Source organism: Fodinicola acaciae (genome assembly GCF_010993745.1).
Classification (GTDB): Bacteria; Actinomycetota; Actinomycetes; order Mycobacteriales; family HKI-0501; genus Fodinicola; species Fodinicola acaciae.
In genome coordinates this window covers 1,120,104-1,144,849 of sequence record NZ_WOTN01000001.1, presented here as the reverse complement: position 1 = coordinate 1,144,849, position 24,746 = coordinate 1,120,104, and the positions used below count along the sequence as shown (strand labels likewise).

Genomic DNA, 24,746 nt, shown 5'->3' with positions numbered 1-24,746 from the left:
CTGCTCATGGCCGCTCTGGCTGTCGCGGTGGGTCTGCTCACCGTGCTGACCCTGCTCAACCTTCTCATCCTGCTGGGCGTCGTACGGCGCCTCCGTACGATGGCGGCCGAGAAGGAGAAGGAGTCGCAGGCCGACCTTCCCGTGGCCGGCGCGACCGTCGGCGCGTTCGCGGTCACGGCGGCGGATGGTACGGCGATCACCGAGGCCGACCTCAGCAGCGGCGAGGCATTGGTGTTGATGCTGTCGCCCACCTGCCAGCCGTGCAAGGAAACCGCCGCCAGCCTGCAAAAGGACCGCGGCGCCCTGCCGGAGCGTACGTTCATCCTGCTGCGCGGCGAGCCGGACGAGCCGGAGCTGCGGCCGATGCTGAGCGCGCTCGCCGGCATCGGTACGATCGCCGCCTTCGACGGCACGGCCGGGGTCGAGACCGCGCTCGGCAGCCGCAGCTATCCGACCGCGGCGTGGGTCAAGGACGGAGTCATCGTCGAGGCGGCGGTGAAGTACGCCGACGTGCTGCCCGACCGCGTACCCGCGTGACGCGTACGGCCATCCGGACCAGCCCGGTCGCGATGTTGGCGGCCGGCTGGTCCGCTGTCGTCCTGGGGTGGCGAGCCTCGGCACTCTGCTCCGCCGGCCGGCTCGGCCTGACGCTGGTCGGCGCGGCCAGCGCACCGGTCGCCGCCTGGTACGGCAAGCTGCTGGTCGACGAGCTGGCGCTCGGACGCTCCGGAAATGTCGCTCATGTGGTGTTCTACGCCGTCGCGGCAGCCGTCGCGGCGGCGGTCGGGCTGCTCGGCCAGCAGCTGACGATCTACCTCGTGGCCAGGCACAACTCGGCGATCACCCTGCGCACCGAGAGCGACCTGTTCGAGAAGGTCTGCGGCTTCGTCGGCCTGCGCTACATCGAGGATCCGACCTTCCAGGACCGGCTGATGGTCGCCGAGAGCGCGGCCTCGCACGGCCCCAACAGCATCACCGACTTCGCCGAAGGCAGTACGCGCGCGGTCATCTCGATCCTCAGCTTCCTCGGCATGGTGGCGCTGGTGTGGCCCGCGCTCGCGGTGGTGCTGCTGGTGGCCGCGATCCCCGGCCTGGCCGCCGAGATCATGCTGGCCAACCGCCAGGTCGTGGCCACGCTGGCGATCTCACCGCTGCAACGGCGGCGGATGTTCTATCGGATGCTGCTGGTCAGCGAGCAGGCCGCGAAGGAGGTGCGACTGTTCGGCATCGGCCGGCATTTCCGCGGCCTCCAACTGGACGCGCTCCGGCGCTCCCAGGACGTACAGCTCGCGCTGGCCAGCCGCACGGCCATCGTGCAGGCCGGCTTGAGCCTGCTCGGCGCGGCGATCTCCGGTGTGGCCGTGGCGATCGTCGCGCTGCGGGTCGTACGCGGCGAGCTGACGCCGGGCGACGTGCTGCTTTTCATGTCCGCGGTCGCGGCCGTACAAGGCTCGCTGTCCGACCTGGTGGCGCGGATCGGCGCCGTGGTCGAGGCGGTCAAGACCTTCCAGCGATATCTGGAGGTGATGGCCCTGCCGGCCGACTCGGCCAGCGGTGAGCTGGTCGCGCCGGACCTGAGCCACTCCGTACGGTTCGAGGACGTCTGGTTTCGCTATCAGCCGGACGGCCCGTGGGTCCTGCGCGGCGTGAGCTTCGAGATCGCCGCCGGCAGCTCGGTCGCGATCGTCGGCGTCAACGGCGCTGGCAAGAGTACGCTCATCAAGCTGCTGTGCCGCTTCTACGAGCCCGAACGCGGCCGGATCCGGTGGGACGGCGTCGACCTGCGGCAGATCTCACCGGAGTCGCTGCGGCTGCGTTTGGCCGCGACTTTCCAGGATTTCATGTCATACGACCTGCCGGCGCGCGACAACATCGGTCTCGGTGACCTGTCGCGCCGCGACGATCTGACCGCGATCCGTACGGCCGCGGCACGTGCCGGCATCGACGACGCGATCTCGGTTTTGCCGCGCGGATACGACACCATGTTGAGCCGGATTTTCTTCGCGGACGACGACGAAGACACCCAGGAGCCCGGCGTCAGCTTCTCCGGCGGCCAATGGCAGCGGCTGGCGCTCGCGCGGTCGCTGATGCGTGACCGCGCGAGCCTGCTGATTCTGGACGAGCCGAGCTCCGGCCTGGACGCCGAAGCGGAACACCGTATTCACCAGACCCTCACCGAATTCCGCACCGGTCGCACATCCCTGCTTATTTCCCACCGCCTCGGCACCTTGCGCTATGCCGACCAGATCGTCGTGCTCGACGGCGGACTGATCACCGAACGAGGCGATCACGACGAGCTGATGGCGAAGGCCGGTGTGTACGCGCGGCTGTTCACCTTGCAGGGACAGGGATATCAGCCGGCGACACTGGCATAGCAAAAGCGAGCGCGTCCGGGTCCGACGCGCTCGCCTTGGGTTTTCCTAGCAGCCGCCGAGATAACGCTCGGAGCACACCTGCTTCTTGTAAATCGTACATTGGCCGTTGCAGTTGTTGACCTTGAGCGTGTAACGGTATTCGATCAACGCACCGGCCTCACAGCGCCTGACGGCGTTGGCGCAGGCGTCGCACGGCTCAGGTGCGAGGCAGGCCGCGGCGGTCGTCCGTGGCACCAGCCACCCGACGACCGTGTCGGCCATTTTCACGATGGACATGTCAATCCTCCTTTTTCGTTGAGAAATACCGACTGTCAACAGACGCCGGCCCAGTCGCCACGCCAGCAGATCTGCTTTTTGTAGATCGTGCACTGGCCGTTGCAGTTGTTGACCTTGAGCGTGTACTTGACCGGTGTGTAATAGCCGTTGAGACAGGCCATCGTCGGATTCGCACAGGCGTCGCACGGCTCAGGTGCGATGCACGCGGCCGCGGTGGTCTGTGGCACCAGCCACCTGACCACGGCGTCGGACAGTTTTGCGATGGACACGTGTCCTCCTTCTGTTGGAGTAACAGGACAAATCCGCGGCGCCGCTAGGCGCTCAGCCGGCGTACGACGACGCCGAGCAGGGTGTCGGCGGCGAGATAACCGGCCCGCCGCGAGTCGAAGCTGCGCGCCGAGTTGTCGCCGAGCACGACGAAACGATCGGCCGGCACGCGCGTGCCGGCGAGATTCGGCACCTCCGCCGGCACAACGTCGCCGGGCAACGCGACCGCGCGTTTGATCAGCCACGGTGGCTCGCTCTCGGGCAGCAACCCCTTTGGCGGCGCGAAAACGACGAGCTGGCGACGGCGGACCCAGCGCAGCGGCAGCTTGACGACGAGTACGCGGTCGCCCGCGCGCAAGGTCGGGATCATGCTGTCCCCCTCGACCGTGACCGCGACCAGCCGCGTACGCGCCAAGCCCACCGCCACGCCGAGCATGCCGAGCAGGACCAGCGCGGTCCTGATCATGCCGGGACTGGCATCGCCAACGCACCGAGCTTGGTGCCGCTGGCGAGTACGACCCCGTCGGTGTCGATCAGTGCGAAAGCCGGGAAACCCTCCACGCCGAAGGCCGTGGTGACCGGACCGCCGTCCTCCTCACGGACGACACGAGCGACCGCGCTCAGGCGCGCGACGTAGTCGGCCGCGTCGTCGACCGTGCCGGAGACGATCGCGAGGACCTGGTCGCGGTCGCGCTGCGCGGCCTGCTCGATGAACAGCGGCAGCCGTTCCTTGCACGGCGTGCATCCAGGGGTGAAGGCGCCGAGCAGCGTCGTGCCGGTCAGCGCGTCACGGCTGACGGCCGCGCCGTCGACGGTCGTCGCCTGGAAGTCGCCGATCCGCTGACCCGCCGCGTACATCGGCGCGGGGCCGTTGTCACCGAGCTTCGTGTTGAGGATGTCGGTGTGTTCGCGAAGGCGGCGGACGATGCCGATGCAGAGCAGGAGGTTGACGAGGCTGAGCGCGCCGACGACGGCGACAAATGCGGTCATGTGTGCTCCAGGGTGGGCACCCCGGTGGCCGATCCGGCCACCGGGGACGGATCGGAAAGTGCTAGCAACTACCCCGATAGCAGGTGCCGCAGGTGACCCGGCTGCAGTCGCAGCTGGCCGTACAGTCGCGCCGGTAACCGGCTCGACAACCCGATGTCGAGCAGTAGAAGTCGCCACAGGCGCAGGCACCGGCGGTGGTCGCCGGCACGAACAGGCCCAGCAGCCGGTCGGTCATCCGGCCCAGGGTTGCGGTCATGAGGTCTCCCCTCGTCGTAGGACGAGGGTCGAGTTTTCTGGAAGCCGCTAACATTTCGCTAAGCTGCGGCTTAGAGAGCGGTCCCCGCCTTCTCCTCGAAGATCAGCCAGGTGCGGGTCGACCGCACGCCGGCGAGCGCCTGCAGATGCTCCAGCACGACATCCCGCAGCGACGCGTTGTCCGGCGCACGTACGAGCAGCAGGATGTCGAAGTCGCCGCCGACCAGCGCCACGTGCTCGACGTACGGGATCCGCCGGAGGTCGTCGGCCATCGTGCGCCAGGCGGTCTGCTCCACGGTGATCATGATGTACGCGCTGGTGCCGAGGCCGGCCAGCCGTGGATCGATGTGCGCGCCGAAGCCGGTGATCACCTTCTCGGCGAGCAGCCGCTCGAGCCGCGCGTACGCGTTCGTACGGGAGATGTGCAGCCGCTCGGCCAGCGCGCGGATCGCCAGCCGGCCGTCCTCGGCGAGCGCGGCGAGGATCGAGCGGTCGACGTCGTCGAGCGCCGGGACCGTTCGTCTCAGCGGACCGCCGTGAGCCAGCCCACTTTCGGACGTTTGGCCTTTGGAGGCATCACCGTCGGACAGTTTGTCGCTCATTTCCTGGCCACCTTGAACACTCGGACGCGCGGACGCACGATCTCAGCATCATATGGTTGCGAGAGGTGGTGGTCGCCATGCCGCGTAAGAATCCGGCCGAGCTGCTGCCGTCGGCGACGCCGGTCCGGTTCGTCGCCGAGGACGCGTCGGCGGTCGACGAGCACGACGGCTACGCCGAGCCGCCGGGCGACCGGCTCCGCAAGGCGTATCGCCTGATGGTGATCGGCCGCCGCTTCGACACGCAGGCGACCGCGCTGACCAAGCAGGGCCGGCTCGCCGTCTATCCGTCCAGCAGCGGCCAGGAGGCCTGCCAGATCGGCTGTGCAATGGCACTGGGTCCGGCGGACTGGCTGTTTCCGACCTATCGCGACTCGGTCGCGCTGGTGGCACGCGGCGTCGCTGCCCCGGAGGTGCTGACGCTGCTGCGTGGCGACGCGCATTGCGGCTATGACCCGGCGGCCGTACGCGTCGCGCCGCAATGTACCCCGCTGGCGACGCAAACGCTGCATGCGACTGGTCTCGCGTACGCGCTGCGACGCCGTGGCGAGGACGCCGTGGTGATGGCTCTGGCCGGCGACGGCGCCACCAGCGAGGGCGATTTCCACGAGGCGCTCAACTTCGCCGCGGTGTGCGACGCTCCGGTCGTGTTCTTCGTCCAGAACAACGGTTATGCGATCTCGGTGCCGTTGGAGAAGCAGACCGCGGCGCCGGCGCTGGCGTACAAAGGCATCGGCTATGGCGTGCGATCCGAGCAGGTGGACGGAAACGACGCGGTGGCGGTGCTGTCCGTGCTCGACGCGGCCGTCGCGTACGCGCGTGCCGGTCATGGACCGGTGCTGGTCGAGGCGCACACGTATCGGATCGATGCGCACACCAACGCGGACGACGCGAGCCGTTATCGTGATCCGGCCGAGGTGCAGCGGTGGCGCGCCGCCGATCCGGTGCGACGGCTGGAAAAGCACCTCCTCGAGCGTGAGCTGCTGTCCGCCGAGGAGGTCGAGCGGTTTCGGGCTGACGCCGAGCAATACGCGGCGGACGTACGCGCTGCGCTCAACACCGAGCCGTCGCTCGATCCGCTTTCGTTGTTTGACAACGTTTATGCGCGGCCGACGCGGTTGCTGACCGCGCAGCGCGCCCAGGTCGCCGCTGAACTCAAGGAGGAGTCATGACTCAGCTCAGCATGGCTCAGGCGCTCAACGCGGCTCTCCGGGACGCTGTGAAGGACGACGACCGCGTCGTCATCCTCGGCGAGGATGTCGGTGCGCTCGGCGGCGTTTTCCGTATCACTGATGGCATCGCCGCGGACTTTGGCGACGACCGCTGCTTCGACACGCCACTGGCCGAGTCCGGGATCGTCGGTTTCGCGGTCGGCATGGCGATGGGTGGTTTCCGGCCGGTCGTGGAATTGCAGTTCGACGCCTTCGCCTATCCGGCTTTCGAGCAGATCACCTCGCACGTGGCGAAAATGCGCAACCGTACGCGCGGTGCGGTCGCACTGCCGATGGTCATCCGCATCCCGTACGCGGGCGGCATCGGTGGCGTGGAACACCATTGCGACTCCAGCGAGGCGTTTTACACCCACACGCCAGGCTTGCGGGTCGTCACCCCGGGATCCGCGCAGGACGCATACGACCTGCTGCGCGATGCGATCGACTCGGCCGATCCGGTCGTCTTCATGGAACCGAAGAACCGTTACTGGACAAAGGAATCCGTGTCGTTCAGCCGCGATTCGGCGCCAATGGACCAGGCGGTCGTACGCCGCCCCGGACGTGACGTGACGCTGATCGCGTACGGACCGATGGTCGCGACCGCCTTGGAGACGGCGGAGGCCGCGACGGCCGAAGGCTGGGACGTGGAGGTCGTGGATCTGCGCTCGCTCTCCCCCTTCGACGACGTGACCGTGAGTGCGTCGGTGCGGCGCACCGGCCGTGCCGTGGTCGTGCACGAGGCCGCGGGCTTTGGCGGTTATGGCGCGGAAATCGTCGCGCGCGTCACCGAGCAGTGTTTCCATTATCTGCATGCGCCGGTGTTGCGGGTGACCGGTCTCGACATCCCTTATCCTCCACCGAAACTCGAGCGCCACCAACTGCCGCACGTGGACCGCATCCTGGACACGATCGCGCGGTTGCAGTGGCAGGACCAGCCGGTGGTGGCCAGTGCCTGACTTCCTGCTGCCGGATCTCGGCGAAGGCCTGACCGAGGCGGCGATCGTCGGCTGGCTCGTCAAGGAAGGCGACGTCGTCACCGTCGACCAGCCGGTTGTCGAGGTGGAGACGGCAAAAGCCGTGGTCGAGGTGCCGAGCCCGTACGCCGGCGTGGTCACCGCGTTGCATGCCGAGGAGGGACAGACGCTGCAGGTTGGCGCCGCGTTGCTCGGCATCGGCGGCGGTTTCGACGAGCCCGGAGTCGAAACCAGCGGCAACGTACTCGTCGGATATGGCACCAGCACGACCACGCGCCGGCGGCGGCTTCGACAGTCAGTGCCACCTGTCATCTCGCCGCTGGTCCGGAAAATGGCCGCTGACAACGGTGTCGACCTGGCGAGCGTCGCGGGCACCGGACCCGGCGGAATCATCCGGCGCGCCGACGTGGAAAGCGCACTCGGCACCTCCGACGACATCAGAGTGCCGCTGCGAAAAGCCGTCGCCGACAAGCTCACCAGGTCTCGCCGCGACATCCCCGAGGCGACCGTCTGGGTCGACGTGGACGCGACCGAGCTGGTGGCGGCTCGTGCCGCGTTGAACGCGGCGCGGCCGGACCGTCCGGTGAGTTTGCTCGGCCTGGTCGCGCGGTTCACCGTCGCCGGTCTGCAGCGGTTTCCCGAGCTCAACTCCCGGGTCGACGGCGACGAGATCGTACGCCTGAAACGGATCCACCTCGGTTTCGCCGCGCAGACCGACCGCGGTCTGGTCGTGCCGGTCGTACGCGACGCGGCCACGCTGTCGACGCGCGAACTGTCGGCCGCGATCGCCGCGCGTACGTCGGCGGCTCGCGACGGCACGCTGGCGCCGCCGGACCTGACCGGTGGCACGTTCACGGTGAACAATTACGGCCTGTTCGGCGTCGACGGCTCGGCCGCCATCATCAACCATCCGGAAGCCGCGATCCTCGGCATCGGCCGGATCATCGACCGGCCATGGGCCGTGGAGGCAGTTTTGGCCGTACGCAAGGTGTGCGAGCTGACGCTGGCCTTCGACCACCGGGTCTGCGATGGCGGCACGGCCGGCGGCTTTCTGCGGTTTGTGGCTGACTGCCTGGAAAACCCGGTGACCGCGCTCGGCGACCTCTGACTTCAGGACAACCGGTTGGCCTCGACGCAGTCCAGAGCGTGCCGTACGGCGCCGGTGGCGACCACGATGTCACCAAGCATCGAGGCGGCCAGCCGCGGTGGTGTGTACGTGTAAGTCGGCAGCTGCGCCTCGATGTCGGCCAGCAGCGCACCGACGGAGTCGGCGACCGCGCCGGCGAGCACGACGAGCTCGGGGTTCAGGAGATCGCCGAGGCTCGCGACGATCCTGGCCATCCGGCTGGCGATCCTCGCGAGCACGGCGCGCGCCGCGGTGTCGCCGTTGGCCGCGGCGGCGAAGACCATCTCCGAGGTGACCGCCGAGGGGTCCGCGTCCGCGTACGCGGTCAGCAGCGGACTGTCGGCGATCGCCTCGGCACCCCACTGTCTCGCCAGCGCGGCGATCCCCTCGGCACTGCCGACGCCGCGTACCTGTTTGAGATAGGCCATCTCGCCGACGCCACCCTGCCGGCCGTGCAACAACCGGCCGGACTCGACGCAGCCGGCACCGACGCGTTCGCCGGCGATCAGCACGATCAGGTCGTCCACACCGCGCGCCACGCCGCGCCACCGCTCACCGAGCGCGGCGAGGTTGGCGTCGTTTTCCAGTTGTACGCTCCAGCCATAGCGCCGGGTGAGCGCACCGCTCAGGCCGATGTCGAAGATCCCCCAAAAGCGGTCGGTCGTGGTGACCTTGCCGGCGCGGTCGACCGGGGCCGGCACGCCGGCGGTGACCGCGAGGATCTGCTTCGCGCCGACACCGGCAGTGTCCATCGCCTGCCGCACCGCGCGGTCGATCGTGTCGACCCGCTCGTCCGACGGCATCAGCAGGTCGGAGAACGGCAGGCCGGATCTGGCCACCGTGTCGCCGTGCAGGTCGGCCAACAGCACGGTCGTCTTGGCCGCGCCGACATCGATGCCGAGCACATAGCCGGCGCGCTCGTTGAACTGGAACCGGCGCGACGGCCGGCCCTTGCTGGAGCGCTGGTTTTCCAGCTCCAGCACCCATCCCTGCTCGATCAGGTCCTGGCAGACGGCGTGCACGGTCGCGCGCGTCAGGCCGGTCGCGTCGACCAGTTCCGTACTCGTCAGCGGGGCGCCGCCGGCCAGCGCGCCGAGCACGCGGCGCGCGTTCACCTGGCGGATCAACTGTGGCATCGGACCCCTTGATTTCCCGGCGGTTTCGACCGATGATTTTATCGAGGGATTAAATATACAGCCTATATTAAAGGAGCGTCGTGTCTCCTCTCCAGCACGATCCCGACTGGTGGCGGCAGGCGGCCGTCTACCAGATCTATCCGCGCAGTTTCGCTGACTCTGGCGGCGACGGCATCGGTGACCTCGCCGGTGTCACCTCCCGGGTGCCGTATCTGGCGGCGCTCGGCGTCGACGCGGTCTGGCTCAGCCCGTTCTATCCGTCCGCGCTGGCCGACGGAGGCTACGACGTGGACGACTATCGCGATGTCGACCCGAAGCTCGGCACGCTGGCCGACTTCGACGAGATGGTCGCCGCCCTGCACGCCGCCGGCATCAGGGTGATCGTCGACATCGTCCCCAACCACTCCTCCAACCGGCACGTGTGGTTTCAGGAGGCGCTGAAAGCACCGAAGGGCTCACCGGCGCGCGACCGTTACATCTTCCGCGACGGCCGCGGTGCGGACGGCTCGCGGCCGCCGACCGACTGGAAGTCGGTCTTCGGCGGTCCGGCCTGGCAGCGCGTCGAGGACGGCCAGTGGTACCTGCATCTGTTCGCGCCGGAACAACCCGACTTCAACTGGAAAAACCGCGAGGTGCGCGACGATTTCCTGACCACACTGCGGTTCTGGTCGGACCGCGGCGTTGACGGCTATCGCGTCGACGTGGCCAACGGCCTCGCCAAAGACCTTCCTGATCCACTGCCGGACGACATCGCCGACTCGGCCGATCTGATGAACGGATCGTCGCGGCTGTGGGACCGGGACGAGGTGCACGAGATCTATCGCGAGTGGCGCAAGATCTTCGACGAGTACGACCCGCCGCGTACGGCCGTCGCCGAGGCGTGGGTCTCCACAGCCGAGCGCCGAGCCCGCTACGCGAGCCCGGAAGGTCTTGGCCAGGCCTTCAACTTCGACCTGTTGAAGGCAAACTTCGACGCCGCCGAGTTCCGCGAGATCATCACCGCCAACCTCGCGCAGGCCGCGACCGCCGGCACCTCGTCGACCTGGGTCTTCTCCAACCACGACGTCGTACGCCATCCGAGTCGCTATGGCCTGCCACGCGACACCGACGAAAACGCCTGGCTGCTGTCCGGCGGCACCCAGCCGCCGCTCGACCGCGAGCTCGGTCTGCGCCGCGCACGCGCCGCGACCCTGCTGATGCTCGCACTGCCGGGCTCGGCGTATCTCTACCAGGGCGAGGAGCTCGGCCTGCACGAGGTCGCCGACCTGCCGGCAGAGGCGCTGCAGGACCCGACCTTCCTGCGCTCGGAAGGCGAGGAGAAAGGCCGGGACGGCTGCCGCGTGCCGCTGCCGTGGACGACCGGCGGCCCGTCATACGGGTTCGGCGCGGGATCGGCGCACCTGCCGCAGCCGGCGTGGTTTGCCGAGTCGTCAGTGGAGGCCGAGGACCGCGACCCGGACTCGACGCTGGCGTTCTATCGCGAGGCGTTGCGGTTGCGGCATTCGTTGCGGGCAGACGAAAAGCTGGAGTGGTCGGACGCGACCGACACGGTTTTGCATTTTGTCCGGCCAAACGGCTGGCACTCGGTGACCAACTTCGGCCCGGACGCCATCGAGCTCCCGGCCGGCGAGGTTGCCGTCACCAGCGGCCCGCTTGATGACGGCAAACTGCCGGCGAACACCACGGCCTGGGTCGTCGTGCGCTAGTGCGGCTATTTGCCGAAGCCGTGGTGCCGGATCCGTTCGACATTGCCACGTACGGCGAACCAGCCGACGACCAAGGCGACCACGATCAACGGAATGCAATAGACGACGATCTTGCCGGTGCTTCCGTTGAACCAGGTCATCACCAGCACCAGAAAGAGAAACCCGAGGGTCACGTAGTTGGTGTAGGGCGCACCCGGCAGCCGGAAGTCGGGCCGGACGATGTCGCCGCGGTCCACCGCGCGTTGCATCGCCAGGTGCGCGATCATGATCATCGACCACATGCCGATGATGCCGACCGCGGACAGCTCGGTGACGATTTCGAAGGCGTCGTGCGGAAGAAACGCGTTGAGCACGACACCGACCAGATAGATCGTGGCGGTGAGCAGGATGCCGGCGTACGGCACGCCGGTCCTGCTCATCCGCGACAGCAGCCGCGGCGCCGATCCGTTGAACGCCAGCGAACGCAGCACGCGGCCGGTGGTGTAGAGGCCGGAGTTGACGCTGGACAGCGCGGCGGTCAGCACCACCAGGTTCATGATCGCGGCGGCGCCCGGCACGCCGATCTTGGACAGCAATGTGACGAACGGGCTTTCGCCGGCCTTGTAGATGAACGACGGCAGGAGCATGACCAGCAGCAGCACCGAACCGACGTAGAAAACGGCGATCCGCCAGCCGACCGAGTTGACCGCCTTCGGAATGACGCGCCGCGGGTTGTCGGTCTCGCCGGCGGCCACGCCGACCATCTCCACGCCGGCGTACGCGAACACCACACCCTGCAGGATCATCAGCACGGCGAGGAAACCGGCCGGGAAGAAGCCGCCGTGCTCGAAGATCAGCTGCGGACCGGTCGTGTAGCCGCCGACCTTGACCCGCATGACCAGCGTGACGATCGCGATCAGCATGAAGACGACCAGCGCGGCGACCTTGATGGCGGCAAACCAGAACTCCAGTTCGCCGAACACCTTCACCGACACCAGGTTCACCGCGAGCACCACGCCGAGCGCGATCAGCGCCGGGATCCACTGTGGAACGTCCGGCGCGAAAAACTTGACGTATACGGCGGCGGCGGTCACGTCGCCCATGCCGCTGCAGGCCCAGTTGAGGAAATACATCCAGCCGGCGAAATAGGCCGCCTTCTCGCCGATGAACTCGCGAGAGTATGACACGAAGGAGCCGGAGGTCGGCCGGTGCATGACCATCTCCCCCATGGCCCGCACGACCAGAAACGCGATGGCACCGGCCAATGCGTACACCAGCATCAACGCGGGACCGGCGCTGTGCAGCCGGCCGCCGGCGCCGAGGAAGAGCCCGCTGCCGATCGCCCCGCCGATGGCGATCATCTGCACCTGGCGGTTGCCCAGGCCCTTCTTGTATCCCTCGTCCTCGAATACCGTCAGGTCGGTCCTGGACTGGTATCCCAGCTTGCCGGTGTCTTCCGCGCGTTGCGCCATCGCGTAAAGGACTCCTTACCTTTTGCTTTGCTGTCAACAAAGACGGGCGTGTCGGGCCGAAGGCCGACAGCCTAGCCGCCAGCCACAACCGACACGCTCCTGGTGTCGACTCATTCTGCGATCGCCGTGCGCGTACGGCGAGTCGGCCAGCGGCTACAGCGCAAAACCGCGGCCTGATCAGGCCAGTCGTTCGGCGATCACCATCGGCGTGTCGGGATGGTCGCCGCGGTCGATCGCCGCGCGCTCGGACGCCTGGATCAGGCCGAGATCGCACAGGATACGCGCGGCGGCGCGCCAGCATTCGGCGCCGTCCAGGCCCTGGTCGTGCCGAGCGCGGCCGAGTCCCCACAGATGCTCGGCTTCCCAGTAGGTGCCGCGATAACCGCTGGCGCGGCCGGTTTCCAGTGCCTGCTGGAAAATCTCGGCGGCGCGCGCCGGATCGCCGGTCAGCCGGCGCACCTCGGCGAGGCCGCCGAGGGTCATCACCTCGTTGATCCAGATGCCACATTTGCCGGACAGCGCAACGGCTTCGGTGTGCGTGCGCACCGCCTGCTCGTACGCACCGACCGACTGGTATGTCAAGCCGATCGTCGTCAGGCAGGACGCGGCGCGAGCGATGTTCCCGCATCGCCGCGCGACCGCGACGGCTTCGCGCAGGATGGCCAACGCCTTCTCCTGCCGGCCGAGCAACCGGTGCGCGGCACCGAGGCCGTGCAACGAAAGTGCCTCGCCGTCACCGTTTCCGCCGCGCCGCCACGCACGTACGGCGTTTTCCAACGGTCCCAACGACTCCTCGATCCGGCCGAGTGTCATCAGCGACCAACCGAGGTCGTTGCCGGCCAGTGCGCCATGCAACGGATCGCCGGTCTGCTCGGCGGCACGCCGGGTCAGCTCGGCGAGCGACAGGTGGTCGCGCCACCGGCCGCGATATTCCAGCAGCAGGCTGAGCGGTGCCGCCAGGTTCATCACCAACTCGGGATCGTCGCGCACCGCCCGACCGGCGGTGACCAGCAGGTTTTCGCGCTCGGCCGCCAACCACGCGGTCACCTCAGCCGCGGTGCTCAGCCGTACGCCGGCATGCCGCGGTTTGTCGACCGGCGCGACGCGCAGCCGCCACTCGTACGCCGGCATGATCGTGCGCAACCCCGACGTTGCCGAGCCGACATAGCAGTGCATCGCCCGAAGCCGTGCCTCGGTCCGCTCGTGGGCGGATTCCTCGGCCGCCGCGCGTTCCCTCGCGAACAGCCGAAGCAGGTCGTGCAGCCGGTAACGACGGGTGTGCGAGGTGGTGGCGAGCTGCACGTCGACCAGCTCATCCAGCAGCGTCTCGGCACGGTCGACCGGCACGTCCGCGATGGCCGCCGCCACAGGCACCGACACGTCCACGCCGTCGAGAAGTCCGAGCAGCCGGAACATCCGCGCGGCCGCCGGTGTCGCGAGGTCGGCGTAGCTGACCGCGAAGCTGGTGCGTACGCTCCGGTCGTCCGCCGCCAGCTCGGACAGCCGGCGGTCCTCGACCGCGAGCCGGTCCACCAACGTACGGACCGTCCAGCGTGGCCGCGTCACCAGCCGCGCGGCGGCGATGCCGATCGCCAGCGGCAGCCGGCCGCAGAGCCGTACGACCTCGTCGGCCGCGGCTGGATCGGCGGCCAGCCGGCCGGCGCCGGCGATCCGGCTCAGCAAAGCCGCCGCTTCGGTGTGGTCGAGCGCGTCGAGCTGGTGTGTCGCCGCGTCCAGTGAGGTCAGCGCGCGGCGCCCAGTCACGAGGACCGCGCAGGTCGCACCGCCAGGCAGCAGCGGCCGCACCTGAGCCGTGTCATACGCGTTGTCCAGCACGACCAGCAGCCGCAGGTTGTGCGTGAGGCTGCGAAAAAGCGCGCCTGCCTCGACCTCGCCGGCTGGCACCGAACCGGCCGGCAGCCCCAGCGACCGGAGAAACCGCGCCAGCACCTCGGCCGGCTCCAGCGGTCGTACGTCCGGCGTCGAGCCGTGCAGGTCGACGTACAGCTGGCCGTCCGGAAACCGGCCGGCGATCTGGTGCGCGGTGTGGATCGCCAGCGTCGACTTGCCCGCGCCACCAGGACCGGAGATCGCCACCACTGGATGTCTTTCCAGCGCGCGCGTGATCCATCGCGACTCGGCGACCCGGCCGGTGAAGGTGGCGAGGTCTGGCGGCAGCTCACGCGGCACGGTCCGCGCCGGCTCCGGATCCAGCGCCGGATCGTTGGTCAGGATCGCGTGCTCCAACTCGCGCAGCGCGGCACCGGGTTGCTGGCCGAGATCGACGGCCAGCAGCTGCCAGTCGGCACGGAAGACCTCGAGCGCTTCGGCCGACCGGCCGAGCCGGTAGAGCGCGAGCATCAGCTGGCCGCGCAGCCGCTCGGCGTACGGATGCTGCTCGACCAGACCGGCGACCTCGGCGACGACGGCCGCGTGCCGGCCGCGCGTCAGCTCGGCGTCGATCCGGTCGGCCGCGGCGGTCTGGCGCAGGTCGTCCAGCCGCGCCGCCTCCTCGCGGACGACCGGCAGATCCGCCAGTCCGGCGAAGGCCGGTCCACGCCAGTCACGAAGCGCGTCGGCGAGCAACCGCGCGCGGTCCGCGAGGTCGCCGCTCGCCTTGGCCGCCTCCACCAGCTCCTCGAAGCCGGCGGCGTCCAGCTCGCCGGTGCCTACGACCAGGCGAAAGCCGGTCGGCGTACGGACGATCCGGTCGGCGTCGCCGAGCGCTCGGCGCAGCTGGTGGACGTAGATGCGCAGGCTGTCCGAGGCCGACGGCGGCGGCGCGCCGCTCCACACCGCGTCGATCAGCTCGCCTGCCGGCACCGTCGCGTTTGGCCTGGTCAGCAGTGCCGCCAGCAGTGCGCGCAGCTTTGGCGTGAGGCGTATCGGTCCGGTCCGCTTCGACACCTCCGGCGGACCGAGCACGCCGAACCGCATGCCACCACCGTTCACGCCGACGACAACGAACCTTCAACAGCACCATCCCACACTCGCGCACGTCAGCCCCGGCGAAAGACGGAGAAGCACCTTCATGCACCCCGACTACGACATACCTGGCGTTCTCCCCCAGCGCACCGCGCCACAGCGGCCACGTGCGATCACCACGCTGCGATGGCTGCTGGCTGTCGCGGCGGTCCTGCTGGCCGCGGTGATCCTGCTCGATCTCGTCGCGGGGATCGGACTGGTCGTGACACGGCGCGTCACGAGCGGTCTCTACCAGTCGGTGGCGAGCTATGGCGTGGCCATCGGCCTCGCGCTGCTGCAGGCGGTCGCGTTCGGCGTACTCGCCACTGTCATCGTCCGGCGCGGTGTGTGGCTGCGGGTCGCGCAGTTCGCCGTACTCGGTGCGGCGGTCTGGGAAGGCGCCAGCCGGTTCGCGTTCTTCGTCGTGAACACCGCCTTCAACCTGCGGTATTTCGACTGGAGCGGCGCCGCGGTCTGCCTCTGCTTCCTTGCCGCCGGCTGCCTGAGCGTGGCGGCCATCCTGTTGCTGGCGTCCCGAGATGTCGTGGCCTGGCAAGCGGATACACCGCCAGCGTTGAGGAATCGTTGATATCTGAATGGGTCTAGACCCGACTTGTCGACCCGTGAGACGGTGAGGCTGGTAAAGAGAGCCTGACGCACTCACGGGGGGTGCCGTGCAGTTCAACGTCCTGGGACCGTTCGAGGCCTGCCGATCCGGCGGTCCGGTCCAGCTGTCGCCGAAGCTGCGATCCCTGCTCGCCGCCTTGCTGTGCCGGCCGAACACCGCTGTCGCGGTCGACACGCTCATCGACGTCGTGTGGGGTGCCGACCCGCCACCGTCGGCCGCCGGCAGCCTGCGGATCTACGTCCATCACCTGCGACAGGCCGTCGGCGCGCACCGGATCCGCCGCGAGGCGGCCGGCCTCAGCCTGCGCGTACGGCCGGAGGAGCTGGACGCCACGGCGTTCAACCGGCTGGCGACGCGCGGCCGAGCCTGTGTGGTCGCCGGCGATGTCGAGGCCGGCGCCGCGCTGCTGGACGAGGCGATGCGGCTGTGGCGCGGACCGGCGTACGCGACGCTCGGCGATTCACCGCTCGTACGCGAGGAAGCCGCGCGGCTCAACGAGCAGCGACAGGCGGTCGCGACCGAGCTGGTGGAAGCACGTCTGGTGCTCGGCCAGCACGCCGAGGTCGTCGGTGAGCTGGAGTCGCTGGTGCGTGAGCATCCGTCTCGCGAGGACCTGCGAGCGCAGCTGATGACCGCGCTGCACCGGCAGGGTCGTACGGCCGAGGCGCTGGCCACGTATCGAGACGCGTGCCGGTCGTTGGCCGACGACCTCGGCCTGGAGCCAGGACCACGGCTGCGCCGGCTGGCCGAGGCGATCCGCGCCGGCAACCTGCCAGAATCGCCGCCGCCGACACCGGCCGAGCTGCCGGCCGCGCCGGCGACCTTCACCGGACGGCTTGCCGAGCTGTCCGCGCTCGAGGCATCGATGCCGGCCGCGCTGGTCACCGGCGTGCCTGGCGTCGGCAAGACCGCGCTCGCGCTGCACTGGTCGCACCGCGTCGCCGACCGCTTTCCGGACGGCCAGCTCTACGTCGACCTGCGCGGTCACGACGAGCCGCTGACGGCAAGTGCGGCACTCGGCCGGCTGCTGCCGCGGCTCGGCGTCGCGGCCGGCCGCGTGCCGGCCGACACCGACGAGCGCTGCGCGTTGTTCCGCAGCACCGTACGCGAGCGGCGGCTGCTCATCGTGCTGGACAACGCGGTGTCCGCGGAACAGGTGCGGCCGCTAGTGCCGGCCGGTCCAGGATGCGCGGTCGTGGTGACCGCTCGGCGGCGGCTCGCCGGACTGGTCGCCGACGGCTTCCGGTTCGTGCCGCTCGGCGTACTCACCGACGACGAGACGATCGCGCTGCTGTCCGATGTGATCGGCGCGGACCGCATCGCCGCCGAACCGGCCGCCGCGCGGCGGTTGGCAAGGCTCTGCGACCGGTTGCCGCTGGCCGTACGGATCGCCGCGGCGAAGCTGGCCACCAGGCCGGCCTGGACTCTCGCGGAGCTGGCCGAACGGCTCACCGGCGAACACGGCCGGCTCGACCAGCTGCACGGCGACGACTGGCACGTGCGCGCCAGCTTCGAGCTGTCCTATCGCGACCTGCCGCCGCGGCTGCGCACCGCGTTTCGCCGGCTCGGCCTGCTGGACGCGCCGGCCGGTGTCGCGCCGTGGACGCTCGCCGCGTTGCTGGACACCGATGCCGATGACGCCGAAGAGCTGGCCGAACGGCTCGTCGACGCGCAGCTCATCCAGCCACTCGGCACCGACGCCGCCGGCCAGCCGCGATATCGCTTTCACGACCTCATCCGGTTGTACGCGGCCGAACGCGCGGAGATCGAGGAACCGCCGGCCGAGCTCACCGCTGCGGTGCGACGCGCGTACGAGCGGCTGGTCCGCGGCCTGTCGAGCGGACCCGCCGACTGGCTGCGGTCCGAGCGGCACACCGTCGCGGCCGCGATGGCCGACGCGACCGGCCGAGGCCTGGACGAGCTGAGCTGGCGGCTCGCGGTCGGCACGACGCGGCTGCGACCGGTCCCGGTGAGCGTCGGCCTGCGGCTCGACTCCGTGCCGGGGTCGGTCAGCCGGCAGCACACGCTGCTGTTCGAACGGCTCGGTCACGCGCGCGAACGCGTCATGCGGCTCGGCCGCTCGGCGATCCGCGAGCACCGGCTCGGCCAACCCGGCTGGTCGAGGCCGGCTGACCTGCGGCAGGCTCAGGCATTGCTCGCCGAGGCCGACGACGTCACCGCGGCGGCGTACGACCTCGGCCGCCTCGCCACCGCCGCGCTCCGCGCCAGCCGAGCCGGCGAGGCGATCGACCTTCTGGACGAGGCCGCAGCGCTGGTGCCGGCGAACGTACGGCAGCTGCGCATCATGTTCTTACGCGCGATCCGTGCCTTCTACGTGCACCAAGGACGCGCCGGCGAAGCCGTCCACCTGGCCGCCAGGACCGTCGAGCTGGCGCGTGCGTTCGGCGATCCGCGGTCCGAGCCTGGCGCCGTACGCGGTCTGGCGGAGGCACAGCTGGCGGCCGGCGACCGGGATGCCGCGTGGTCCACTGTGGACAGTGCGATCCGGCTGGCGCGACAGACCGGCCAGCGTAAGGCCGAAGGTCGTGCGCTGCTGACCCTCGCCGACATCGACGCGGAGCACTCCGCGGACCACCTCAACGCCGCGGCGACGGTCTTCGCGGCCGCTGGCGCCGACGAGTGGCACCGCAGCACGCTCCTGCGCGTCGCCACTGGCTAGTGGTCTAGAGCGGCGCGTTGATCGTCGTAAACGTCAACGACGGTCCGGAAACGCTCACCTGGCGGAAGTCGCCGTCGCCGAGCACGTACTCGCCGAGCTTGGTCCGGCTGAGGCTGCCGATCGCACCGGGGATCGGTTGGAACGTACGACATCCGTCGGTGCTGATCACCGGCCTGCCGTTCGCGTTGGAGACGACGCTGCCGCCGGGTCCCGGCAGCAGGTCGCTCAGCGAATCCGTGACGTGGCGGCGTACGGTCGTCCAGCTCCGACCACCGTCAGAGCTGCGGAAGATCGCCAGGCCGGTGAGACCGTCGCGCGTCATCGCATAACCGACGTAGCCGTCGGTCGTGATCAACGACTCGACCGGCGTGCGCTGGAACGGCGCGGGCAGCAGCACCGGCCGCCAGCTCCGGCCACGATCGGGACTGATCCGCGCGGTGCCGCCGTTTGGCGTCGTACGCTCGACCAGCCAGAGCGAGCCGTCCGGCGCGAGGATCGGTGCCTGGTCGTCGGTGACCATCCCGATGCCGCCGCGGCCGGCCAGCTGCGCCTCCTGGCCGGTGTGCGGATTGATCGCGGTCAGCACGGCATTGTCGCCGATCGACGGCCAGACCAACCATCCCGGCGGCACGGCGTCGACGGTGGCGGCACCTGGCCGGCGGCTCCAGCTGCGGCCGTCGTCATGCGTGACGTAGTCGCACATCAGCGCGTCGTGCGGACCGAGCGGCCGGATGCCGACACAGCTGCCGCGCTGGCCAGGTGCCTGGTAATAGCGCCAGGTCCGGCCGCCGTCGGCGGTCACCGCGTAATGCAGACCATCGTCATCGACATCGCAGGGACCGCCGAGAAAGAAGAGATGGAAGACCAGCTTGTCGGTGACCGGAAAGAACATGCACGGATACGACCGTGCCGGCGGCTGGATCTGTTTGGTGACAACGGATCCGTGCACCGGCACCGCGGTGTCGGCCACCACGGCCGCCGGCCGGACCGCCATGACGAAGCCGGCGATCACCACCGCGAGCGCGACGACCGCCGCGGCGGCGATGCCAAGCTTACGACGCGTCATGGCGCACTTCCGTAGATCCGCTTACAGGGATTGTCCCAGCCGGTCGGACAGTAGGCGTACGAACCGCGGCGCGTCGTCGAGCTCGCCGCCTTCGGCCAGCTGCGCCATGCCGTATACGAGCTCGACGGTCTCGCCGAGCTTCGCCTTGTCGGCACCGGCGGCCAGCGCCTCGCGCAGGCCGGTCAGCAGCGGATGGCCGCCGTTGACCTCCAGGATCCGCTTGACCGGCGGCAACGACGTCCCCATCGCGCGATACATCTTCTCCATGGCCGGCGTGAGGTCGTCGGCGTCACCGACGATGCAGGCCGCCGAGGTGGTGAGCCGCGCCGACAGGCGTACGTCCTTGACGGCGTCGCCGAGCGATTCCTTCATCCAGGCCAACAGCTCGGCGAACTCGTCGCTGTCCGGCTTTTCTTCCTCAGCACCGAGATCCACCGCACCTTTGGCGACCGACTGGAACTGCTTGCCGTCGAAGCCGTCCACCGCGTCGACCCACATCTCGTCGATCGGATCCGTCAGCGCGAGCACCTCGTAGCCTTTGTCGCGGAAGGCCTCCAGATGCGGCGAGTTCTCGATGGCCTGCCGGGACGCGCCGGTCATGAAATAGAGGTGCTGCTGGCCGTCCTTCATCCGCTCGACGTACTGGCGCAACGTCGTCTGCTCGGACGCGTCGTGCGTCGACTCGAAGGAGCAGATGTCCAGCAGCGCGTCACGGTTTTCGCTGTCGCTGAGCAGACCTTCCTTGACCGCCTTGCCAAACTGCTGCCAGAAGGTCGCGTAGCGCTCTGCATCGTCGGTCATCATGGTCTTCACCGTCGACAGCACCTTCTTCACCAGCCGCCGCCGGATGAGCTGGATCTGCCGGTCCTGCTGCAGAATCTCGCGCGACACGTTGAGCGAGAGGTCCTGCGCGTCGACGACACCTTTCACGAAACGCAGGTATTCCGGCATCAACGCTTCGCAGTCGTCCATGATGAAGACGCGCTTCACATAGAGCTGTACGCCGCGTTTACGGTCACGCATGAAAAGATCGAGCGGCGCGCGCGAGGGGACGAACAGCAGAGCCTGGTATTCGAACGTGCCTTCCGCCTGCATGCGGATCGTCTCGAGCGGATCGCTCCAGTCGTGGCTGATGTGCTTGTAGAACTCGTGATACTCGGCGTCGGTCACCTCCGACTGCGGCCTGGCCCACAACGCCTTCATCGAGTTGACGGTCTCGGTGGCGTTGTCGGCCGACCTCATTCGGATCGGCCACCGGATGAAGTCGGAATAGCGTTTGATGATCGTACGCAGCGTCGACGCCGACGTGTAGTCGGCCAGTTGGTCCTCCGCGTCGGCCGGCTTCAGGTGCAGCGTCACCGCGGTGCCTTGCGGCGCGTCCGACACCGGCTCGACGGTGTACGTCCCCTCGCCTTCCGATTCCCACCGCACACCTTCGTCGCTGCCAGCGCGGCGTGTCACCAAGGTGACCCTGTCGGCTGCCATGAAGCTGGAGTAGAAGCCGACGCCGAACTGTCCGATCAGCTCCTGCGAGTCCTTGCTTTCCTTGAGCCGGCGCAGAAAGTCGGCCGTGCCGGACCTGGCGATGGTGCCGATCAGGCCGACCACCTCGTCACGGCTCATGCCGATGCCGTTGTCGGTGATCGTGAGCGTACGCGCCTGCTCGTCGACGGTGAGGGCGATGTGCAGGTCGGAGGTGTCGGCGTCCAGCTCCTTGTCCCGGTAAGCCTCCAGCCGCAGTTTGTCCAGTGCGTCCGAGGCGTTCGAGATCAGCTCGCGAACAAAGATGTCCTTGTTCGAGTAGATCGAGTGGATCATCAACCGGAGCAGCTCGCGCGCCTCGGACTGAAACTCATGCGTCTCGATCGGTTTGGTCATACCTGCGATTTTAGGCCGCGCTTGGAACCGAGCGGCCGATGGGTGAGTCAGCGTCTGTTTCTCGTCGAACGCGGTCGAACCGCTGTGTTCACGGTGACAGTGCGGTGACGGCAATGGCGTCGAAGTCATGGATCGCCATGACGCGCACGATCATGCACGGCCGAGCTTGGAGCGAAGCCTTCAGCAGTCGGTGGATGCCGTCCAGGATCACGATTTGACCATCTTCACGTAGGTAGGCATCCACCGGGTGCCGGAGGTCGGCGGCTTGAGTGCGTTCCCACTGCGATTGGTGCCGCGCGGGATCCGCCGCAACCTCGTTTGGTGAGACCTGGAAAGGAACTCCGTTCACGGACCAGAATGGCAGGCTCAGGTGCCAAGCCAGCTCGTGTGTCGCGATGACGTGTCTCGGAAGGTCCAGAGCGCGCAGCAGGTCGACATCCCAGTGGAAGTCCAGGATGACGTCGCGCAGCGACTGTGGCACCTGGTCTCGGAGTGGAAATGGGACGCGTCGAGACATGCTCTCACTATCGCATCGAGAGAAAGCCGCGCTATGACGGCCAGTTGTCCTGGTGGATACGGTGGTCGCTGGCCAGCCAGAACCAGTGGTGCATCTTCCCGGCCGGGTCGGTGGCGAAAACGTGCTGTTCCTTGGCTTCGAAGTTGAAACCGGCTGGATCGCCGGCGACAGTGTCCGGTGTGCCGATCGCCGCCGTCGTCCAGTCGTCCGCCGCGACCAGGCCGTCCTGGTGCACGATGATGTGTGCGAGGTGGTCGTTTGCCAGGTTGCGCGCGAAAACGTGGCGTTCGTCGCCGTAGGTGAATTCCAGCGGGTTGCCGGCCGCCGATACGCCGGTCAGAGCGGTGAGGTCACGCCAGCCGGAGGTGCCGGCGATCTGGTCGTACGACCACAGCCGCAGGTGGTTGTCGGTGCCGCGGATCACCACGTCCTGCACGTTTTCCTGAGAGTCGGCGCCGTACGGACGTGCGTCCGCGCCAAACTGGCCGCCGAGGTTCCGGTTTTGCAGATGCGCCGGATCGCTCGGCTGCCACCACCACTGGTGCAGCGCGCCGTCGGAGCCGACCGCGAAGACGTTCTGCGTCTTTCCCCAAACGTACGCGATCGGGTTGCCGGCGATGTCGCCTTTCCAGCTGTCGGTCACGACTTTCTGTGTGCTGCCGTTGTAGAAGAGGTGTTGCAGTTGATGGTCGGCGCCGCGCGCGAAGACATGTTGTTGATTACCGTACGAGAAACCGGCCAGGTCTCCGGAAATCGCCGCCGTGGCACCGCTTTTGACCGTCCAGTCGTCGTGGTACCAGACGTTCGCGGTCGGCTCGTACCAGGCGTGTTGCACGTGTCCGTTGGTGCCGATCGCGAAGACGTGGACCTGGTTGCTGCCGACGTACGCGAGCGGCCGGCCGGTGACCGGCGCGTCCGTCGCGACCGCCACCTCCTGCACGGCGGTGTAGCCGGCTTTCCAGAAACGGCGCCGAAGCTGGCCGTTGGCGCCGACGAAGAACACCTGCTGCGAGCCGAGGTAGACGACCGCCGGCGAGCCGGTCGTCGAGCTGGCGCCGGGGTCACCGGCGGCCGGTGTCTGCACCACACCTGGCGCGCGGCCGATCGCCGCGAAAAGCGTACGCGCGGCTTGGATCGTGCTCGTCGGCTTGGCGGTGGCCCACGCGCGCTCGGCCAGCGGCCGGTCCAGGATCAGCAGATCCTGCTCCAGCGGACCGGGCGGCTCGTGCATGCCGCCGTGCCAGGTTTCCAGCTTGATGCCGTCCATGTTGGGGCTGTCGGCCGGGATCGTCTGCTCTCCGTGGAAAACTCGCGGGTCGAAGGTCCACAGGTCGGCGTCGGTGGCGTTCTTGGCGTTCGGCTGGTGCTCGTTGAAATAGAGATGATCCTGGTTGGAGTTGATCAGGTGATGGCCATCGGCGATCAACTGCGCCGGCGTCAGACCGTACGCGATCCAGTGATCGATGACGACGTCCGGGTTGACCTTGACCGCCTGCGTCGGCACCAGGTCGTCGTTCCACATCCACATCTGCTTGCCGTGCGACTTGGCGATCGTGTCGACCTGGTTGAACACGTCGTTGTACATGGCCGCGGCGGGATAGAGCTCGGACGGATATTTCGCTTTGGCCGCCGCGTAAAGTTGCGGCGCGTTGGCCGAGGTGACCTTGTCGTTGCGCAGGAACCACATCGGATATTCATCGCCGCCGGCATGCCAGTAAGGCGCTGTCTGCAGGCTCATATAGTGCTCGATCTGGTCGGTGGCCCACTTCACCGCGTCCGGTTTGGTGATGTCCAGAGTGGTCGGTGACGGCCTCGGACCCGGACACGACTCACAGCCCTGGTCTCCGCACCGGCACGGCACCACGTTGAGCTGGTAGTCCGGTGGCACGGTCGGTGTTTTCGGCGGTGCGTTGTAATGCGTGGTGTTGAACCAGCCGACGAACTGCACGTGATATTGCTTGGCCACCTGCTGGATCCGCAGGATCTGCGCGTCAGTCAGGCCGGACAGCGCCGAGCCGGTGGTGAGCACGTCCAGCTTCACGTACGACATGTCCCGCACCAGGTTGACGAACCAGCCGGCCGGAAAACTGTCCAGGCTCACCGAAATGCCGCGCACCTTGTAGCGTGGCCAGTCCGCGATGCTCGCGGCCGGCAGCGTACGCTTCTGCCGCAGCATCTGCAGGACGGTACGCGTCCCCCAGAAAGCACCGGTCTCGGTCGGCGCGCTGATCGCCAGCACCGGCGCGATCGTCAGGCCATATCCTTCGGTGCCGAGTCGGTTGTCGGCGTTTCCGAGCGACATCGTGATGTCCCCCGGCTGCGCTGTCGACGGCGCGCCGAACACCACCGCCGGTGTGACGCCGTCGAGTCCGCCGGCGATGTCGTCGGCAAACGTACGCGCGTCGGTGGCGAGTTGGCTGTCGGCGGTGGCGTTCACCACGATGCGGCCGTTTCCGGTCCAGGCAAAGCCATCTCCGGCGGCCGCGGTCACCGACTGCAGGCTCGGCACGGTCTCCGGCAGGCCGGCCACCGCCGCCTGCGTCGCGGTCAGGCCCGCCCCGACCAGCGTGGCGACCACACCGATCGAGACGATCCAGCGCGAAAGTCTTCGTGTGGACATGGCTCTCCTTACTAGAGAACGGTGAAA

21 protein-coding genes are annotated in these 24,746 nt (G+C 68.4%); 8 read left to right on the top strand and 13 right to left on the bottom strand.

Annotation, left to right across the window (positions count from 1 at the left end):
- Positions 1–6 precede the first annotated feature (6 nt).
- On the top strand, positions 7–537 hold the full coding sequence (locus GNX95_RS05245) for a TlpA family protein disulfide reductase (RefSeq protein ID WP_163506003.1): 531 nt from the start codon (positions 7–9) through the stop codon (positions 535–537).
- Positions 534–2,375 (top strand): ABC transporter ATP-binding protein, encoded by a 1,842-nt coding sequence (locus GNX95_RS05240; RefSeq protein WP_222853402.1) that lies wholly within the window; start codon positions 534–536, stop codon positions 2,373–2,375. Before GNX95_RS05245 ends, GNX95_RS05240 begins: the two co-directional genes overlap by 4 nt.
- Before the next feature lie 45 nt (positions 2,376–2,420).
- Here GNX95_RS05240 and GNX95_RS05235 read toward each other — a convergent pair whose 3' ends face one another.
- The 6 genes from GNX95_RS05235 to GNX95_RS05210 form a co-directional block, all read right to left on the bottom strand.
- On the bottom strand, positions 2,421–2,651 hold the full coding sequence (locus GNX95_RS05235; RefSeq protein WP_163506002.1) for a hypothetical protein: 231 nt from the start codon (positions 2,649–2,651) through the stop codon (positions 2,421–2,423).
- A 35-nt stretch (positions 2,652–2,686) separates the two neighbouring features.
- Positions 2,687–2,920, bottom strand: a complete 234-nt coding sequence (locus tag GNX95_RS05230) for a hypothetical protein (protein ID WP_163506001.1) — start codon at positions 2,918–2,920, stop codon at positions 2,687–2,689.
- Between the two features lie 44 nt (positions 2,921–2,964).
- Entirely contained in the window at positions 2,965–3,384 is a 420-nt protein-coding gene (locus GNX95_RS05225) for a S26 family signal peptidase (RefSeq protein ID WP_163506000.1), read from the bottom strand.
- Positions 3,381–3,908 carry a TlpA family protein disulfide reductase gene (locus GNX95_RS05220; protein WP_163505999.1) on the bottom strand — a complete coding sequence of 176 codons (528 nt, stop codon included), beginning with the start codon at positions 3,906–3,908 and terminating at the stop codon, positions 3,381–3,383. Before GNX95_RS05220 ends, GNX95_RS05225 begins: the two co-directional genes overlap by 4 nt.
- A 61-nt stretch (positions 3,909–3,969) precedes the next feature.
- Positions 3,970–4,164, bottom strand: a complete 195-nt coding sequence (locus GNX95_RS05215; protein WP_163505998.1) for a hypothetical protein — start codon at positions 4,162–4,164, stop codon at positions 3,970–3,972.
- 70 nt (positions 4,165–4,234) lie between these two features.
- Entirely contained in the window at positions 4,235–4,765 is a 531-nt protein-coding gene (locus GNX95_RS05210) for an Lrp/AsnC family transcriptional regulator (RefSeq protein ID WP_163505997.1), read from the bottom strand.
- A 65-nt stretch (positions 4,766–4,830) separates the two neighbouring features.
- On the opposite strand from GNX95_RS05210, the gene pdhA reads away from it, so the two are divergent.
- The 3 genes from pdhA to GNX95_RS05195 are packed head-to-tail and all read left to right on the top strand — an operon-like array spanning position 4,831 to position 8,055.
- Complete coding sequence (pdhA, locus tag GNX95_RS05205) at positions 4,831–5,934, top strand: pyruvate dehydrogenase (acetyl-transferring) E1 component subunit alpha (RefSeq protein ID WP_425483890.1); 1,104 nt, start codon at positions 4,831–4,833, stop codon at positions 5,932–5,934.
- Positions 5,931–6,929: an alpha-ketoacid dehydrogenase subunit beta gene (locus GNX95_RS05200; RefSeq protein ID WP_163505996.1), complete on the top strand. Its 999-nt coding sequence runs from the start codon at positions 5,931–5,933 to the stop codon at positions 6,927–6,929. The genes pdhA and GNX95_RS05200 overlap by 4 nt, the downstream gene beginning before the upstream one ends.
- Positions 6,922–8,055, top strand: a complete 1,134-nt coding sequence (locus GNX95_RS05195) for a dihydrolipoamide acetyltransferase family protein (RefSeq protein ID WP_163505995.1) — start codon at positions 6,922–6,924, stop codon at positions 8,053–8,055. The genes GNX95_RS05200 and GNX95_RS05195 overlap by 8 nt, the downstream gene beginning before the upstream one ends.
- Positions 8,056–8,057: 2 nt before the next feature.
- Here GNX95_RS05195 and GNX95_RS05190 read toward each other — a convergent pair whose 3' ends face one another.
- Positions 8,058–9,209, bottom strand: a complete 1,152-nt coding sequence (locus GNX95_RS05190; protein ID WP_163505994.1) for an ROK family transcriptional regulator — start codon at positions 9,207–9,209, stop codon at positions 8,058–8,060.
- A gap of 80 nt (positions 9,210–9,289) precedes the next feature.
- Between GNX95_RS05190 and GNX95_RS05185 the strand changes: the two genes are divergently transcribed.
- Complete coding sequence (locus tag GNX95_RS05185; RefSeq protein WP_163505993.1) at positions 9,290–10,915, top strand: glycoside hydrolase family 13 protein; 1,626 nt, start codon at positions 9,290–9,292, stop codon at positions 10,913–10,915.
- Positions 10,916–10,920: 5 nt separating this feature from the next.
- On the opposite strand, the gene GNX95_RS05180 is transcribed toward GNX95_RS05185, so the two are convergent.
- Together GNX95_RS05180 and GNX95_RS05175 are read right to left on the bottom strand one after the other, a co-directional pair.
- The gene (locus GNX95_RS05180) at positions 10,921–12,366 is read right to left on the bottom strand and encodes an amino acid permease (RefSeq protein WP_163505992.1); all 1,446 of its coding nucleotides are present in this window, start codon (positions 12,364–12,366) and stop codon (positions 10,921–10,923) included.
- Between the two features lie 177 nt (positions 12,367–12,543).
- Positions 12,544–15,303 carry an AfsR/SARP family transcriptional regulator gene (locus GNX95_RS05175; RefSeq protein ID WP_163505991.1) on the bottom strand — a complete coding sequence of 920 codons (2,760 nt, stop codon included), beginning with the start codon at positions 15,301–15,303 and terminating at the stop codon, positions 12,544–12,546.
- 94 nt (positions 15,304–15,397) lie between these two features.
- On the opposite strand from GNX95_RS05175, the gene GNX95_RS05170 reads away from it, so the two are divergent.
- Both GNX95_RS05170 and GNX95_RS05165 read left to right on the top strand, forming a co-directional pair.
- On the top strand, positions 15,398–15,919 hold the full coding sequence (locus GNX95_RS05170; RefSeq protein WP_163505990.1) for a hypothetical protein: 522 nt from the start codon (positions 15,398–15,400) through the stop codon (positions 15,917–15,919).
- Between the two features lie 85 nt (positions 15,920–16,004).
- Positions 16,005–18,638 carry an AfsR/SARP family transcriptional regulator gene (locus tag GNX95_RS05165; protein ID WP_163505989.1) on the top strand — a complete coding sequence of 878 codons (2,634 nt, stop codon included), beginning with the start codon at positions 16,005–16,007 and terminating at the stop codon, positions 18,636–18,638.
- Positions 18,639–18,642: 4 nt separating this feature from the next.
- On the opposite strand, the gene GNX95_RS05160 is transcribed toward GNX95_RS05165, so the two are convergent.
- The 4 genes from GNX95_RS05160 to GNX95_RS05145 all read right to left on the bottom strand — a co-directional run bounded on the left by GNX95_RS05160 (position 18,643) and on the right by GNX95_RS05145 (position 24,719).
- Entirely contained in the window at positions 18,643–19,704 is a 1,062-nt protein-coding gene (locus GNX95_RS05160) for a sialidase/neuraminidase family protein (protein WP_163505988.1), read from the bottom strand.
- A 21-nt stretch (positions 19,705–19,725) separates the two neighbouring features.
- Positions 19,726–21,582: a molecular chaperone HtpG gene (htpG, locus tag GNX95_RS05155; protein ID WP_163505987.1), complete on the bottom strand. Its 1,857-nt coding sequence runs from the start codon at positions 21,580–21,582 to the stop codon at positions 19,726–19,728.
- 88 nt (positions 21,583–21,670) lie between these two features.
- A complete protein-coding gene (locus tag GNX95_RS05150) occupies positions 21,671–22,063 on the bottom strand; it encodes a hypothetical protein (RefSeq protein WP_163505986.1) in 393 nt (130 codons plus the stop codon).
- A 67-nt stretch (positions 22,064–22,130) separates the two neighbouring features.
- A complete protein-coding gene (locus GNX95_RS05145) occupies positions 22,131–24,719 on the bottom strand; it encodes a glycoside hydrolase family 20 zincin-like fold domain-containing protein (RefSeq protein WP_163505985.1) in 2,589 nt (862 codons plus the stop codon).
- Positions 24,720–24,746: the final 27 nt, after the last annotated feature.

Bases quoted from the DNA above. Each gene is read 5' to 3' on its own strand.
- GNX95_RS05175 (WP_163505991.1), bottom strand. From the start codon at position 15,303: ATGCGGTTCGGCGTGCTCGGTCCGCCGGAGGTGTCGAAGCGGACCGGA.
- GNX95_RS05245 (WP_163506003.1), top strand. From the start codon at position 7: ATGGCCGCTCTGGCTGTCGCGGTGGGTCTGCTCACCGTGCTGACCCTG.
- GNX95_RS05170 (WP_163505990.1), top strand. From the start codon at position 15,398: ATGCACCCCGACTACGACATACCTGGCGTTCTCCCCCAGCGCACCGCG.
- GNX95_RS05190 (WP_163505994.1), bottom strand. From the start codon at position 9,209: ATGCCACAGTTGATCCGCCAGGTGAACGCGCGCCGCGTGCTCGGCGCG.
- GNX95_RS05225 (WP_163506000.1), bottom strand. From the start codon at position 3,384: ATGATCAGGACCGCGCTGGTCCTGCTCGGCATGCTCGGCGTGGCGGTG.
- GNX95_RS05145 (WP_163505985.1), bottom strand. From the start codon at position 24,719: ATGTCCACACGAAGACTTTCGCGCTGGATCGTCTCGATCGGTGTGGTC.
- GNX95_RS05200 (WP_163505996.1), top strand. From the start codon at position 5,931: ATGACTCAGCTCAGCATGGCTCAGGCGCTCAACGCGGCTCTCCGGGAC.
- GNX95_RS05215 (WP_163505998.1), bottom strand. From the start codon at position 4,164: ATGACCGCAACCCTGGGCCGGATGACCGACCGGCTGCTGGGCCTGTTC.
- GNX95_RS05160 (WP_163505988.1), bottom strand. From the start codon at position 19,704: ATGACGCGTCGTAAGCTTGGCATCGCCGCCGCGGCGGTCGTCGCGCTC.
- GNX95_RS05235 (WP_163506002.1), bottom strand. From the start codon at position 2,651: ATGTCCATCGTGAAAATGGCCGACACGGTCGTCGGGTGGCTGGTGCCA.
- htpG (WP_163505987.1), bottom strand. From the start codon at position 21,582: ATGACCAAACCGATCGAGACGCATGAGTTTCAGTCCGAGGCGCGCGAG.
- GNX95_RS05220 (WP_163505999.1), bottom strand. From the start codon at position 3,908: ATGACCGCATTTGTCGCCGTCGTCGGCGCGCTCAGCCTCGTCAACCTC.
- GNX95_RS05180 (WP_163505992.1), bottom strand. From the start codon at position 12,366: ATGGCGCAACGCGCGGAAGACACCGGCAAGCTGGGATACCAGTCCAGG.
- GNX95_RS05210 (WP_163505997.1), bottom strand. From the start codon at position 4,765: ATGAGCGACAAACTGTCCGACGGTGATGCCTCCAAAGGCCAAACGTCC.